13 protein-coding genes are annotated in these 14,595 nt (G+C 35.8%); 4 read left to right on the top strand and 9 right to left on the bottom strand.

Annotation, left to right across the window (positions count from 1 at the left end; translation table 11 throughout):
- Positions 1–122: 122 nt before the first annotated feature.
- Both A8B35_RS20775 and A8B35_RS20770 read right to left on the bottom strand, forming a co-directional pair.
- Complete coding sequence (locus A8B35_RS20775) at positions 123–1,709, bottom strand: sulfatase family protein (RefSeq protein ID WP_075603900.1); 1,587 nt, start codon at positions 1,707–1,709, stop codon at positions 123–125.
- A gap of 171 nt (positions 1,710–1,880) precedes the next feature.
- Positions 1,881–3,389 carry a sulfatase gene (locus tag A8B35_RS20770; RefSeq protein ID WP_075603899.1) on the bottom strand — a complete coding sequence of 503 codons (1,509 nt, stop codon included), beginning with the start codon at positions 3,387–3,389 and terminating at the stop codon, positions 1,881–1,883.
- Positions 3,390–3,623: 234 nt separating this feature from the next.
- On the opposite strand from A8B35_RS20770, the gene A8B35_RS20765 reads away from it, so the two are divergent.
- Positions 3,624–4,277 (top strand): hypothetical protein, encoded by a 654-nt coding sequence (locus tag A8B35_RS20765; protein ID WP_075603898.1) that lies wholly within the window; start codon positions 3,624–3,626, stop codon positions 4,275–4,277.
- A 4-nt stretch (positions 4,278–4,281) separates the two neighbouring features.
- Here the strand turns inward: A8B35_RS20765 and cysC are convergent, their stop codons facing one another.
- From cysC to A8B35_RS20740, 5 genes are all read right to left on the bottom strand, one after another.
- Positions 4,282–4,875, bottom strand: coding sequence for an adenylyl-sulfate kinase (gene cysC / locus A8B35_RS20760; RefSeq protein WP_075603897.1), 594 nt, complete (start codon positions 4,873–4,875; stop codon positions 4,282–4,284).
- Between the two features lie 21 nt (positions 4,876–4,896).
- Entirely contained in the window at positions 4,897–6,009 is a 1,113-nt protein-coding gene (locus A8B35_RS20755; RefSeq protein WP_075603896.1) for a sulfotransferase family protein, read from the bottom strand.
- A 92-nt stretch (positions 6,010–6,101) separates the two neighbouring features.
- Positions 6,102–7,076, bottom strand: coding sequence for a PCMD domain-containing protein (locus tag A8B35_RS20750; RefSeq protein WP_075603895.1), 975 nt, complete (start codon positions 7,074–7,076; stop codon positions 6,102–6,104).
- A 21-nt stretch (positions 7,077–7,097) separates the two neighbouring features.
- Positions 7,098–8,741 carry a PCMD domain-containing protein gene (locus A8B35_RS20745; protein ID WP_075603894.1) on the bottom strand — a complete coding sequence of 548 codons (1,644 nt, stop codon included), beginning with the start codon at positions 8,739–8,741 and terminating at the stop codon, positions 7,098–7,100.
- A gap of 35 nt (positions 8,742–8,776) precedes the next feature.
- Positions 8,777–9,541, bottom strand: coding sequence for a hypothetical protein (locus tag A8B35_RS20740; RefSeq protein WP_083634619.1), 765 nt, complete (start codon positions 9,539–9,541; stop codon positions 8,777–8,779).
- A 154-nt stretch (positions 9,542–9,695) separates the two neighbouring features.
- Between A8B35_RS20740 and A8B35_RS20735 the strand changes: the two genes are divergently transcribed.
- The 3 genes from A8B35_RS20735 (at position 9,696) to A8B35_RS20725 (ending at position 12,084) form a co-directional block, all read left to right on the top strand.
- A complete protein-coding gene (locus A8B35_RS20735; RefSeq protein ID WP_075603893.1) occupies positions 9,696–10,652 on the top strand; it encodes an AEC family transporter in 957 nt (318 codons plus the stop codon).
- 68 nt (positions 10,653–10,720) lie between these two features.
- On the top strand, positions 10,721–11,470 hold the full coding sequence (locus A8B35_RS20730) for a hypothetical protein (protein ID WP_075603892.1): 750 nt from the start codon (positions 10,721–10,723) through the stop codon (positions 11,468–11,470).
- Between the two features lie 11 nt (positions 11,471–11,481).
- On the top strand, positions 11,482–12,084 hold the full coding sequence (locus A8B35_RS20725) for a DUF4136 domain-containing protein (RefSeq protein WP_075603891.1): 603 nt from the start codon (positions 11,482–11,484) through the stop codon (positions 12,082–12,084).
- An 82-nt stretch (positions 12,085–12,166) separates the two neighbouring features.
- Here the strand turns inward: A8B35_RS20725 and A8B35_RS20720 are convergent, their stop codons facing one another.
- Positions 12,167–13,600, bottom strand: coding sequence for a sialate O-acetylesterase (locus A8B35_RS20720; RefSeq protein WP_075603890.1), 1,434 nt, complete (start codon positions 13,598–13,600; stop codon positions 12,167–12,169).
- A 723-nt stretch (positions 13,601–14,323) separates the two neighbouring features.
- A complete protein-coding gene (locus tag A8B35_RS23430; protein ID WP_171973245.1) occupies positions 14,324–14,497 on the bottom strand; it encodes a hypothetical protein in 174 nt (57 codons plus the stop codon).
- Positions 14,498–14,595 lie beyond the last annotated feature (98 nt).

Genomic DNA, 14,595 nt, shown 5'->3' with positions numbered 1-14,595 from the left:
CGCTTACTATTACCTCGTGAGATATACATTAGGACTTAGCGGGGGAACGCCCAAAAACAAAAATGGCACCTCTACTTAATTGAGAGGCGCCATATATAATAGACAATATTAAAGGGATTCTGTTAGTGCTTCTTTTTCTTCTTCTTTTTAGGGATTGTAATATAAGGGCGCTCTATGTCACTATTAGGATCACGAAATACATATGGCTCCCATTTCTCTCTGGCTATTTCCCATTCTTGAAGCGTGCGGGTTGGATACCATGCCGGCCATCCCACTACATTAAAGTCGTAATTAGATTTGTTTTTGGAAACCCACTCGTCGACCGTTGGTGTTGGACACTTTTGAGGAAACACTGTATTTGCTAAAAACTCATCGGTAATTTCTTTATCCTTAATTACGTTGGTACGCCAATTTTTGAGCTCATTTAACAATTCTGCTTTAATGGCTGCATAAGCAGGATCAGAGGCCACATTATTTATTTCATGCGGATCTTTATTTAAATCGAATAATTCAATTGTTGGTTTTTTAGCAGCAAAGAACTGGGCCTGTGCCGGAGTTAGCTCACCTTTTTGATACATGATATTCATTTCGGCCAACATTGGATAAGCACCTTCTTTGTAGTTGTTGTATTGTAAGTAAGGGCGCTCGGGCATCAGATTTAAAATTAATTTATAATCTTTTGAACGGATGGCACGCATGGCATCGTGGGTTTCGTCCATTTTATCGCGAGCTGCAAATATGTACTTCCTATTTTTTACTTCCTCACCTAATAGATTTTTACCATGCAGAGGAACTGGAGCCTCAATACCTGAAGCATCGAGGATGGTTTGGCAAATATCAATAGCCATTACCATATCTGAGCTGACTTGACCTCCTTTTACTTTGTTAGGCCAACGCATAATCATTGGGATGCTAATACCACCATCGTATAGGAATTGTTTACCGCGAATATGACATCGGCCGTGATCTCCTATGAAAAAAACGATTGTATTATCGGCTAAGCCGTCCTCTTCCAGTTTTTGAAGCAACTCCCCTACTTGGCGATCGACAATTTGCATTTGTTCTAGTCCATTGGCCCAGTCGCGACGGTTGAAATCGGTATCTGCATAATATGGAGGAAGCTCAACATCTTTAATATCGATTGGTCGTTGCGGATCGCGATTCCATGAACGGTGGGTGCCACCAAATGTTACTCTAGCGAAGAATGGCTTATCTTTAGGACAGTTTCTCCATCCTAGTTTACCATCTTTAGTCCAGTCGGTACAATCCATAAACAATTCTTCCTTTTTGTTGGGCACAAAATTACAATCGGTTTTCCAACTCATTAAAGAAGTATAGTACCCTGCCTCCTCAAATATCTTTGGAATTGGTTTTATCCCGTATGGTAAAGGTTTTTTATCGTGGGTACGATGTTGGTTTCCGCCCACATAGTTTTGATGAAAACCTGTCATCATAGCTGTACGTGATGCTGAACAAACTGCACCAGTGGTAAAAGCATTTTCGAAACGCATTCCTTGACTAGCCAATTCATCAACAAATGGAGTTTGTATGCCGGGTGTACCATAACATGACAAATCGGGACACCAATCTTCAATGGTTATCCAAAGAATATTTGGCTTTGGTTGTTCTTTTTTGGGTTGGGTACAAGAAACTCCAATAAATAATACCGATAAGAACGGTATTATATGAGCTAAGAAATGTTTTTTCATTATTTATATATTTAAATAAGTTGTTTGCTAATCCTTAGAAGAGCATATCAATAATTCAAAAATGAATATTATAAATAATTACAGAGTACCTATATATATGTAATATGTATCTGTAGATTCTAAAACTAAAAAAGCACCATTTACAAGAAATGATGCTTTAGGTAATATAATTTAGAAAGGCATTGCTGCATTTGGCGGAAGCGGAACTTGATTACTTTTTCGCCATTTGGCTAATTCCTTTCTCATTTGTTCGGCCTGTTCTGGTTTTGCTGATACTAGATTATTAGATTCTGTAGGATCATTTAATAAATCGTACATTTCCATTTCTCCTGTGGCTAACCATTGAATTAGTTTTATATGATCTTTCTGGATTACGGAACATGCACCATGTTTATACTGACTTGCAATGTGCCAGAATAATGGTCGGTTGTTTAATTTTGAATCATCGCCATTAAATAAAGGTGTGATAGATTTCCCATCCAAAGTCCCTTTGTAGTTGATTCCGGCTAAATCCATAAATGTTGGGAAATAATCCATAACCATTACAGGTGTGGAAGAGCGACCAACATCAACCTTACCTGGCCAGTTAACCAAGGTTGGAACTCGGATTCCGCCTTCGTAAATATAACCTTTGGTACCTCGAAGCAGATTATTTACTTTACCGTTTTGACCATTATCTGATGTAAATATGATAATCGTATTTTCGCGAAGGTTATTTTTATCAAGATACTCAACCAAACGACCTACATTATCATCTAAAGATTCTATCATGGTTCCGTATCGTGCAATCTGCTCGCGTTTTTTACCCTTCTCCATTCCTTGGCCTGTAATAGGATCTCCGGCTTTTGCCATATATTTATCAAACAACTCCTGACTACGCGAGCGTAAAGGATTATGAACGGTATAATAATGAAGGTCGATGAAGAAAGGCTCATCTTTATACTCTTCAATAAAGTCGATAGCTTCATCTGTTAAACGATCGGTTAACCATTCATCCGTTGGCTTTTGTCCTAGAAATGGATTACTAAAAGGTGCAAAATACCCGCCTGTTTCACTTTTATAACCTCCTGGCTCAAGAGCTGGATCGCCGCGATAAGTACCGCCAACGTTTTTAATATATCCCCTACCCTCAGGATAATATGGTTTTACAGCATCTGACTTGTGCATATCAACCCAACTATAATCACCCGGATCAGGTTGAGTTAACTTTTCTTTGATAGGCCAATCCATATTTTGTTCTACTATTGGATCAGGCCCAACTAAGTGCCATTTACCAATGTGTACCATTTTATAACCTTCTTCGGCTAGTGGTTCTGAGTAACCAGTATCTTCACTTGTAACTGTCCATCTTGAAAAAATATTTTCTTCATCAGTTCCTTTTTCAAGTACAGGCACTGTGTAAACACCAGTTCTATAAGAATTTTTACCTGTAAATAGAGCCACACGAGATGGAGAACAAGTTGGGTACATATAGGAATAATCGAGTACCAGACCTTCGCTGGCCAACTTATCAATGTTTGGTGTCTCGTAAAATGTAGATCCATTAAAGCCTACATCGCCATATCCAAGATCATCCACAAGGATGTATACAATATTGGGCTTTGTACCTTTATAAGTTTTTTTCGCAAAAGAGGCACCCCCTATTAGGCAAAAGACTATTGCTAGAATTATTGATTTCATTATATAATAAGTTTAAATTTTGGCATAAAAAAAATATCCTGTCTTTTCAGACTTACGCTTACTTGTTATTTTTCAAATTTGTGCTTTTTATCAATGAATGATGTTTTAGGGGGTACCAATGTTGTACTTAGAGATTCATTTAAGTATTTATGATTTAAGGAATACATCAGCATTAACATATAAATGTGAAGAATTCATCTTACTTTTATAAAAGTTTCTAACTACTATGGCCATATGAGACAATTACTGTTATACCTATTTATATTTAATATGGGCTATATATATGCCCAAGAACAAATACGTATTATAAAACCAATAGCTAAAACGGAAGCTGACTCAGTAAAACGGAACTTCAAGGTATGTGAACCTATTTCTGAACCTTATAAAAAGGCTATTTATACAACGCTACTTTATTTTCCTGAGTTAGAAGAATCTAAACTAAAGTTTAAAGAAAAAAGACTAAAAACTACAATGAATGCTCAACCCAATGTGTGGAGCTTAATTTTTAAGAATAGAAGAAAAAGGACTTACGTGGTAAGAATTAATAATGGTGAAAGAGATAGCACAATACATACTGCTAATATTTCTTTCAATGCACAGGTTGGTGTTTTTGGCCATGAGTTCTGCCACTTTGTAGATTATAGTGAACGAAGTTTCTTTGGCGTACTTGGTCGTTTATTTGCTTACACTTCGAAAAAAAAGAAAGCTGCATTTGAGAAAGAAATGGATACTAATACCATTGAACGCGGCCTTGGTTGGCAATTATACGATTGGTCGGACTATACCTTGAACCATTCCAATGCCAACTATAAATACAAAAGGCTTAAGGAAGAAATCTACCTTAAGCCTGAGGATATAAAAATTATTCTTGAAAAGAATTCTTATTAGCTATTTACACTTTTAATCGTGGTAATACGTAATCAATAACCTGTTGACACGATTCTGCTTGTGTATTTAAATGGTTTTGGATAACAATATCTGCAGCATCGGGAGCTTCGAAAGCAGAATCTATTCCTGTAAAGTTCTTTATTTCACCTGCTCTTGCCTTTTCGTATAATCCTTTTGGATCGCGAGTTTCACAGACTTCAAGAGGCGTATCAATAAATACTTCAACAAAATTATCGTCTCCAATGATGGCTTTGGCTTTTTCTCTATCTGCTTTAAAAGGAGAGATAAATGCCGTAATAACAACCATACCCGCATCATTTAAAAGTGCGGCTACTTCGCCAATACGTCTGATGTTTTCTTCTCTACCTGCATCGGTAAAATCAAGATCAGAATTTAAACCCGAGCGTACATTATCGCCATCGAGCACGTAAGTTCTGATGCCTTGCTTCCAAAGATTCTGCTCTACATCACTAGCTAAGGTTGATTTTCCAGAACCACTTAATCCGGTTAACCAAATTACTTTAGATCCGTGATTATTCATTTTATGCCTATCGGCACGCGCAATTTTATGTTGATGAAATACTATATTTTTATCCATGACAAATGAATTAGATTTAAATTATTGAATTAGGTCGTAATCCCATTGATCAAGCGCATAGCGCCAATTATTATTTACTTTACTGATGGTATCAGGATTATATTTATAAGCCTTTTTCTTATGTCCTTTTTTCTTACCTATATACTTCTCAATACCTGAAGCCGCTTTTTCAAAGCCCTCAATATTCAGTTCTTCATATATTTGCTTGGTAATATCAAATGGTGCTTGTTCAAAATCTTCGAATCGCATCTCATAAAGATTTCCCTTTGGGATAAGCTTTTTATCCGTTTCGTAAGCATCGTACATTTTTGTGTATACCTGTAATATATTACGCTCAAGCTCGTCATCAGAAAATTCTTGAAGCTTTAAGGGTTTAATTACATTACTAAAGAAATCTCGTGTTGACTCAAAAACCGTATACGGATTGCGAACTAAGTAAATAAACTTTGCATTCGGAAATATCTCAAGTAAATCTTTAACTCGCGCTGTATGCGGAGGATTCTTAGACAAGAATCGTTTTCCACCTGTATTGTATAAAGATGTTTTTATTAAGCGCGTAAACTCTTCTTTAAAAATAGCTTTTTCGCTTTCGCTGATGTCGTTAAATAAAAGATACTTCTCACAATACTCCATGGTTTGCTTTGGGAAAAACCAAAAATTATAGAAGCTTACTGGCATCACATTACTAAAAGTAAATTCCTCTTCTTGAGGCTGATCAGGCATCAGCTCAAGGTTATCAGTAGGCCTTTTATCGGGCATAATATTACCCATTATGTACTTAAAGAACTTTTGCCCCCAAAGCATTTGGTTAGAAAATATGGTTTGGTAGGTTGTATTATATCCAAAGTTCTGATCCTGCGATAACACATTGTGTACAAAAGTAGTTCCGCTACGCCAATGTCCTAGAATAAATACGGGATCTTGCTTTAACTCAATATTCTTTACTTTTTTATTGTAAACAGCATTCTCTAGGGGAGCAGTAAGGCTCATTAAGGCAGAAATCCCTTTACTTAAATTATATTTAAGGTTGTAGCCTTTATCAACCGTTTTATTTTTACAAACCGTTTTAAAGTTGCTATACCTACTGCCAAATAAAGGAGTAACAGGCAGTTTATTAAAATCGAGTTTAAACATATTAATTGTATTAAATAGGATTATGTTATTATGCCTAGTGCATAGCAAAAGCTATACCACTTTTTAATATGAACCATTTGTAATTTGAAGTCCTACTCTTGTTCAGCATATTCTAATTTAATATTGTCAATCCATAACTTACTATCGGGCGAACCAATAAAGGAACCGCCATCGTAGCTAGCTGAAAATAGAATAATGATGTGCGTAACCTCGTCATCGACATTGGCCCAAGCTGTTTCGGTATATTTCTTTTTCTCTCCTTTGCTATTAAGTGCATAATATGGGTCTTTACTCGATATTAGTCCCATATAAGATTTGTAGTTTGCTTGTTTGCTGATATCGCCGTAAGCAATGGGCATTGAAAAATTATTAACCCAACCGTTAGAGCTGTCCTTAAACTTTTTCCAAGCTGTTCCAACTCGCTTTACGATAAGATTTCCCTCACTATCTTCTGTTCTATTTTGGAGCAGAACATATGCCTCAGCCTCATCCGGTCCTTTAACTTTCTCAACCTTAAATCCACCAGTAGCTTTTAAACGATCCTTACCTACATTAACCTTATAATCGAAATTTAAGGCCTTTGGTTTTTCTGTAAACGGAATTCCCATAAGGGTATTCTGCCTCGGGTTTTTAGTTTCGGTAATGGGATCTACCATATCGCCTAAAAACATACTACCCGATGCTATTGCTTTTACATTAACCACTCCTAGTACAACCACCTTTTTTAGGTTCGTTTCCATACGAACACAATAACCGTCGCCACGTTTCTCTTGAAAAACAGATTGATTGGCTGCGGCAACTCCTACTTCGGCACGTACATTTGATGTTGACCAAGGCGTATAATCGTCAATTGTATTTTCTAATTTCTGATATTTGGGATCGTTGGGACCAGGTTCAAAGTAATGTACATCGGCCCCACCAATTAAAAAAGACTCAGAAACAATGCGAGACCACCAACTATCCATGTTGCTGTATTTTATTTGTCCATCGTTTACAAAGTCGCGCTTTACTTGGCTGTTTGCCACACTAACAAGAGCGAGAGTGATTATAAAAAAGATACTGCGCATTTAGAGTTGTTTTGTAGTTGATTAATATTCTAATTCAAAATAATCAATTTCAAGAATTGAACCAACACCTCCGGTGAATGATTCGCCCTCGATACTTGCTGTGGCCACTATGGCAATATGAGTAGGTGTATAAGCTACATGCTGTATATCGTACTCTATTGGCAGTCTAAATTCTTGAGAAGATATCTCTCCTTCCAGTATTTTTTCGGCCTCACCTAGAATTATTGCGTTTTTGGGTAAATGTAAAGCTTGCGGTTTACGTCCTTGGAAAGATTCGTGGTCAATTCCATTATCATAATCAATATCTCCTTCTAGGTACATGAGCTTTACCCAAATATGGGCTTTATCAATTTCACCTTCAGAAGTTACTTTATTATCGATATAATTAATAACGCTTGGAATATATCCACAATTTACTTTAAGTGCAATTGGGCGATTATTAAGTCTCTCTCCAAAATTCACACTATTAGGACTTGTGCTTACAGAGGTACCTGCTAGTTCAAATTGTCCGGTAAAAATGGTACCTGCGGCAATTTGAGGAAAAGAAGAAAGTGGTGAACCCGTTGCTTTTGTCTCTAAACGAGCATATATGCCGCCTCTTTCCCCTCCATCCACTGGGGTGGTAGTTTGTGTTTTAACACCTAATACTACTACATTGGGTGTTCCCCAATAACCAAAATTATCACTTTGGTTTAACCATGGATTGAACACTTCATTTTCATGCCAATCTCCGAAATTAGTATTTGGCATCTGCTCTGCTATATGTGCTCTGATCACCCAATTTTTAACTAAGCACGATGGTGACTCTAGGTTTAGAGTATGGTTATTACTCAAATCAATGGCATTACCTACTTGCCAATCTCCTGAATAAACAGCCTCATCTGAATACGTAAAATCAGAAATAATTACATTACTTAAATCCGTTCCTTCTGGGAAATTAACATCAATATATGCATAATTATTATCCGTTCCTGTAAAACCAGTTACCGTATGGGTAGCTGAAAGCATATCTTCAAATACTAGACTTTCTATCTCCGCATCATCTTTTCCTGCTTCGCAATTACGCTCCTCAACACTTAGTGTCCACTCCTCTGTAACATCATCGTAAGATGATACAAAAGCAATTGGTGACGTAAAATTATGTTCCCCATCAACACTTGGAGTAATATCGGTTCTACCATCCGGGCCAAGCTTAAGATTTAAAATAGTAATCGCATTTAAACCATATCCTATAGGCACAAAAGCTTTCATTGTTTTTGCAAGCTCATTAATTTCTGTAGATCCTACTTGTCCTTCTACAGCAAAATCATAGGCTATGTTTTGACTAATGGAAACTGTCCAATCATAATCCTGATAAGTTTTCACAGTAAATAAAACAGAATCTCTATAATTCTTTACCTCTTTTGGGTCGGGAGAAACTGTTGTGTTTTCAGTGAGGGAATAACTAAGCACCTCAACATCTGTTAAATTTACTTCTTCTCCCACGAGTATATCAATTCGCTGAATATCGTTATCTATAATACTTTCTCCTATTTGGCCTTCGACCGTGAAACTGGTAAATCCACCAAAAACTTTTCGGTAAGGGATATCATTCTCTATACAAGAATAGCTTAGTAAGAGAAACAAAACAAAAGCTGTAAACTGCTTTATATATATATTATTCATAGTTATCAATTATTAAAAATGAGTAAGATGCTGTCTTAAAAATAAATTGAAGTGGCAAAACCAACACTTAGTATATTGATTTTAAAGTCGGCTTTTGCTTTGGTATAGCTTCCATAATCAACCTGATCGGTTACTTGTTGCACATTTTTTACACTCAACCCTACCAAATTTATAAATAACTCCACTGAGAAGTTATCGTTTATAAAAGCCGTAAGACCAGGTGTAACTCCAACATTAAACTCATGTATAGTTTTATAAGTACCCGAAATATCTTCACCAGAACCACTAGTAGCTTTGCCTTGTCCATAACCATAAGATAGTTCTGTATCTACATACAAACCAAAACGTTTATTTTTCTCTAGTCCCAGATAATTTCTTAAAAAAACAGTGGTATAAAACATGTGTGATATATCGTAGCTATCCTTAATATCAATGGCAATGTCATCATCGATACCAATGGTTAAGCTTTGTAAATCTGTTTCAGACCGAGCATAAGAGAATTTAAGTCCCACTCCTGTATTATCTTTAAATGCATACATTACATATGGAGTAACCTTAAAGTTATAGCTCGAACCTTGCCAATCCTCAATAATTAGCAACTTATAATCATCATAATTATTTGTTGCAAAAGAAAACTGCCCCCCAGTCATCCAAGTTCCTTTGGAAATAAAATCGTAATTGGTAATGTTTCGAGATGTTGTTTTAGAAATAGGCTCTTTCATCTCTTCATTTTCCTGTGCTAAAAGGGCATGATTAGTGAAACATACTAGCAGAAATAGAACAAAATAAGTAGTTCGCATAAAATATTTATTAGTTAGCTGTGTTTAATTTAGTATTGATATATATCTAATTAAGATAAGTTATCTATAGCTAATTTATATCAAGTTCAGTGAGTAATCAATATTTATGCCATATTAATGGCAAAAGTGTACTTTTACAAAAAGCTAATAAATCATGTTCACAACCTTATTCTTTAATGTTTTTACCGTTTTTTTAATGATGATACCGGGCTATATTCTTATAAAAAAGAATGTTATTCCAGAAAGCACACTAAAAAATCTGAGCAACATAATCATCAAAGTATTTTATCCTGCTTTGATATTTAGTTCAATCACAAAGAGCTATAGTATACAAGAGATACTGAATTTATGGCAACTCCCTTTTGCTGTATTCTTATTTTGTTTAATCGGTTACATAATTGGGCTCGCCTATAATGGCTTCTTTAAACATAAAGACCCAGTTAGAAGGCGAAGCATTCTATTACAACTCACCGTAAACAATTACTCATTTCTTCCACTAGCCATTATTGCAAAATTATATGATGAGCAACATATGGCTGCGTTAATATTATCAACACTTGGGGCTGAGTTAACAGTGTGGACCATTGGAATGGCAATTATAAACCCACAAAAAGGATTCAATATAAAAAACCTAAAGAACCTACTTTCTCCTCCCCTCTTGAGCATTTATTTTTCACTCGGAATTCTAAGTCTATTTCATCTTTTTAAAACTAACACAGCTGCAATAGTTGAAAATAATGCCCTGCTCCAATATACACAAAGTACCATTGCACAAATAGGTCAGGCTGCAATACCTGTTTCCTTACTAATGGTTGGAGGAAGAATGGGAACCATTAAATTTAAAGACCTTGCTCCTATTGAAATATGGGGCGTTACTTTATTTCGTTTAATTATTATTCCCATGGTAGGTGTATTATTTATAAAAGGAGTATTTCCGAGTCATCCTTATCAAAATGTAATGCTCATTGTTGCAGTTATGCCAAGTGCGGTTAGTAGTTTGGTGTTGGGCGAGCTTTATGGTGGCGATCAGCATTTAATTAGCGGCACAATACTAACCTCGCACATTGTTTCGTTAATTACAATACCTTTGTGGTTGTTGTTTCTACTATAAATTAGCAACACTTGTAAAAATTACTTTGAGGTAATATTTAACTTAACATTTGAACAAAAATTACACACATGAATTCAATAAAAATAATTTTAGCACTAACGCTATGCGCAATAGCACAATTAAATGTTAATGCTGATAATAGAAGTTTAAAGTTAGCTTTAGAGAAATCTATAAAAAACCAAACACCTGTATTTGTAATAGTTACAAACAAATCAACAAACAACAAATCCTTAAAACAGGCCTATGCTGTAATTGAGGAGGCAAAAAGTGAAATTGGTAACGTAAATGTATTTGAATTGGATAAGAGCTCGCCTAAAAATGCAGACTTTGTACAAAAATGGCAACTTAACGATGAATCACTACCCTTAATAATAGCACTATCTCCCAAAGGAAATTATTCCGGACGAATTCCTGCTCATGCTGCAAGTACTGATAAATTGGTTAAATTAATACCTTCACCAAAATTAGACGAGATTTATACTATTTCAACAAACCATAAGGCCATTTTAATTGTTATGGGTAGCAGAACTGATGATGTAAAAGCAGAAGTTCTGGAAAATTGCCAAAAAGCAATTACAAAAATGAAAGGAAAAGCTGACGTTGTTAATATTGACTTTGAAGATACCGCTGAACACGATTTATTACTCTCTATGAAAGTAAATCCTCTTAGAGAAAAAGTTATTACTATGGTAATCAATAAGTATGGTGTAAAAACAAAGGTGTTTAAAGGAAAGATATCTGTTGATAAAATAATGACTGCTGCTTTAAATGAAATTGAAGAAAGTTGCAGCCATGGTAGCTGCGGACACCAACACTAAATTTTAAACTTATGACGGTTAAACAAACATTATTTATTGCATTAATAGCATCGCTATTAGCATCGTGTAGTGGTATTAAAGTAGTTACTAACTACGATAAAGAAACTAATTTTGATCAGTACTCTACTGCCCGCTATTTTGGTTGGAAAAACAATAGTGATGACTTGTTGACCGATATGGAGAAGAAGTATATTGAAACTGCCTTCCATGAAGAGTTCACCAAAAGAGATATTACTTTTATTGATGATACAAGCAGCGATCTAATTGTCTCTCTTTTTATTGTAACTGAAAAAAAATCGAACTACTCTCAAACAGCCACTTACCCACATGCCTACCGTGGATATTACAGATATGGTTATGGTGGCTATTATGGTTACGGCCCCGGTTATGGTTGGGGTGGCGCTTACCCTTACGGCGATATACAAGTTGTTGAATACACCGAAGGTACTTTAATTGTATCGGTTTATGATGCCAAGAAAAAAGAGATCATCTGGGAAAGTGTTGCTAGCGGCACCATAGAACCAAAGTCGAACAGACGAGAGGAACAGATTAAATACAGCGTTGGAAAAATTATGTACAAGTTCCCGAAAAAGATAGTGAAGAAGAAAAAATAGAGATATTCTCACAATATGATACTATAAAGGCTGCTAATGTTGATGATTAGCAGCCTTTATTAGTTTTATATTAAAGATAAGCCTACTCCTTTTTAATGGCGTCATCCCACTTATCGGTTCTAAAAGAAGGAGCTGGCAAATAACTTGTATCAAATAATGATGCCTCAGTATAACATTGCCAACCATACCTTACCGCCTTGGGATTAGGCACCTTATTGCTATAAACAAGCACCTTACGCCTGTCAATTATTTTAGCTTCTGCACTATAAAAAACCTGATCCTCCCCTGCTATATCAAAGCCAGATAAGGTACGTACGTTTTGTGTGCCATATAAACCATTCTCGGCATACTTAAAGCTTAATACTATTCCTTCGTCTGTTACTTCCATTGAGTCGTATATAGGCCCCGAAAAATCAACGGAAGTATACTTATAGCTTTTGTTTAATGCAATGTACAATAGGCGGTCGGCCACTTCTTTTTTCTGTGGAGGATGAATAGAGTACTTATCCCCTATATCCATAGTTGTAGCCATAAATGAATTGGGTATTAAATCGATGCATTTCGTTTGAGCTTCGCGAAGAAAAGCGGCATTTTTAGGTTTGGTATAATCATTTGATTTAGAAAACGGTGCTATTTGCACGTAGTAAAAAGCAAAATTAGCATCCCACCTGTCTCTCCAATCCTTAACCATAGCAGGCAATAGCTGTGTATATTTATCGGGCTCTGATCGGTTAGATTCTCCTTGATACCATAAGGCACCTTTTATGGTATAAGGCACAAGTGGATTAATCATACCGTTAAACAAAGCCGTTTGTGTTTTATTGGGCTCTTCAGTAATATTTTCAGTGTTTATATTTTCTAAAGGGGCAAGCGCATCGGCACTCACCCAAGCTTGCACACTACTTGCTCCCCACGATGTGTGGATGATACCCACTGGCACCTCTAAAATTTGCTGCAACTGACTGGCAAAGAAATAACCCACCGCGCTAAAATTAGGGACTGTGGACGGATTTGCCAGTTGCCACGATCCATTATCCGCACTTAATTGTTCCAAAGGTTCTGTTGATGGGTTTTTATTAACCGTAAATAACCGAAGCTGATCATTCTTCGAATGCACAATGGCATCAATATTTCCCACAACAGGTTGACCTGGATTACCTAGTAATGAGAAATTCATATTAGATTGACCTGAGCATAACCATACTTCTCCAAACAGAATATCGTTCAACACCACTTCAGATTCAAAATCTTTAATTACAATAGTCTGGGCTTCTAAGCTTTGGTTCGTGCTAACAGGAATACTCCACTTCCCATTTTTATCACTTTTCACTTTTAGTGGATGATTAAGCCAGGATGCCTCTAATAATATGGTTTCATTTTTATCGGCCCATCCCCAAATGCTTACCACTGTATCGCGCTGCAACACCATGTGCGACGAAACCAAAGCGGGTAGTTTAATTTTTGCATCAAGATTTAACGACGCCATTACTAATATGGCAAATAAGAGATATTTCATATTGAATAAAAGTTTAACAAGTTTATTCAAAGATGAATATGTACGAACAAGAAGTAATACTTATGAATAAAAACAATGTGTTTTTTGGTATAAACCGATAGGTACAGAGTCAATTACTATATAATTGACAAGGACATTTTCTCAAAAGCCTTGATTTTAGTAGTCCCTGAGTAGGTTTACCCACTGCAATAGGCCTTTTCTGTAGTGTTAGAGAAGTTTAATGTATTACATGAGTAAAATAATAGTCTTCAAGAGCAGTTTCACCCATTACATGATAGGCAGTCACCTATAAACGACCATACTTTTTTGAATTTCTGACTACTATGAAGCTATAAAAGAGCACAAAGTTGCAATGCATGAGGCATAAAACTAATTTTCAGAGTAGGTATCGGCCATAAATTAGTATAATTTACTCGATAATGAGGTTTAACTTACAAATCATGAATAGTGATTTTGTATAGGATACTATTGTGTTTTATATTTAAGATATAAACTAGCACCAAGACCTCGATATTATCTTGGTCCTGATGCACTTACACCTTAAAGCATTAAGTATGTTTATTTTAATGCCTGTTAAGTTTTTAGCTTTAGTTATGCTGCCCAAAATATTCTTATGTACTAACACATATACGAACAGCTGTTGAACTATCAACTCTCCGATAATACACTAGTCCTGGTACGCAATTCGTCATACATGACGTCCATAAACTACTAGTACCACTTTTAACAATATGTACTAGCACATATACGAATAGCAGTTGAATTATCAACTCCCTGAGAATGCATTACTCCTGGTACACAATTCGTCATACATGACGTCCATAAACTACCAGTACCACCTTTAGCTTTTTGTTTTTTTACTTGATACTTTTTAAACTTTTTAAGAGAATCTTTCATGCTATAAAATTTATTAAGATTAAACAATGAATAAATCTACAAACATCAAGGATTATGATTCATAGTCATTTGATACAATTATAGGGTGTATTCAGAGC

Source organism: Saccharicrinis aurantiacus (assembly GCF_001660705.2).
Lineage (GTDB): Bacteria > Bacteroidota > Bacteroidia > Bacteroidales > Marinilabiliaceae > Saccharicrinis > Saccharicrinis aurantiacus.
This window is presented reverse-complemented; position numbering and strand designations above follow the sequence as displayed.

What these genes read in the sequence shown, in the direction of transcription:
- A8B35_RS20775 (WP_075603900.1), bottom strand. Translation starts at nt 1,709, where the DNA reads ATGAAAAAACATTTCTTAGCTCATATAATACCGTTCTTATCGGTATTA.
- A8B35_RS20770 (WP_075603899.1), bottom strand. Translation starts at nt 3,389, where the DNA reads ATGAAATCAATAATTCTAGCAATAGTCTTTTGCCTAATAGGGGGTGCC.
- A8B35_RS20765 (WP_075603898.1), top strand. Translation starts at nt 3,624, where the DNA reads ATGAGACAATTACTGTTATACCTATTTATATTTAATATGGGCTATATA.
- cysC (WP_075603897.1), bottom strand. Translation starts at nt 4,875, where the DNA reads ATGGATAAAAATATAGTATTTCATCAACATAAAATTGCGCGTGCCGAT.
- A8B35_RS20755 (WP_075603896.1), bottom strand. Translation starts at nt 6,009, where the DNA reads ATGTTTAAACTCGATTTTAATAAACTGCCTGTTACTCCTTTATTTGGC.
- A8B35_RS20750 (WP_075603895.1), bottom strand. Translation starts at nt 7,076, where the DNA reads ATGCGCAGTATCTTTTTTATAATCACTCTCGCTCTTGTTAGTGTGGCA.
- A8B35_RS20745 (WP_075603894.1), bottom strand. Translation starts at nt 8,741, where the DNA reads ATGAATAATATATATATAAAGCAGTTTACAGCTTTTGTTTTGTTTCTC.
- A8B35_RS20740 (WP_083634619.1), bottom strand. Translation starts at nt 9,541, where the DNA reads ATGCGAACTACTTATTTTGTTCTATTTCTGCTAGTATGTTTCACTAAT.
- A8B35_RS20735 (WP_075603893.1), top strand. Translation starts at nt 9,696, where the DNA reads ATGTTCACAACCTTATTCTTTAATGTTTTTACCGTTTTTTTAATGATG.
- A8B35_RS20730 (WP_075603892.1), top strand. Translation starts at nt 10,721, where the DNA reads ATGAATTCAATAAAAATAATTTTAGCACTAACGCTATGCGCAATAGCA.
- A8B35_RS20725 (WP_075603891.1), top strand. Translation starts at nt 11,482, where the DNA reads ATGACGGTTAAACAAACATTATTTATTGCATTAATAGCATCGCTATTA.
- A8B35_RS20720 (WP_075603890.1), bottom strand. Translation starts at nt 13,600, where the DNA reads ATGAAATATCTCTTATTTGCCATATTAGTAATGGCGTCGTTAAATCTT.
- A8B35_RS23430 (WP_171973245.1), bottom strand. Translation starts at nt 14,497, where the DNA reads ATGAAAGATTCTCTTAAAAAGTTTAAAAAGTATCAAGTAAAAAAACAA.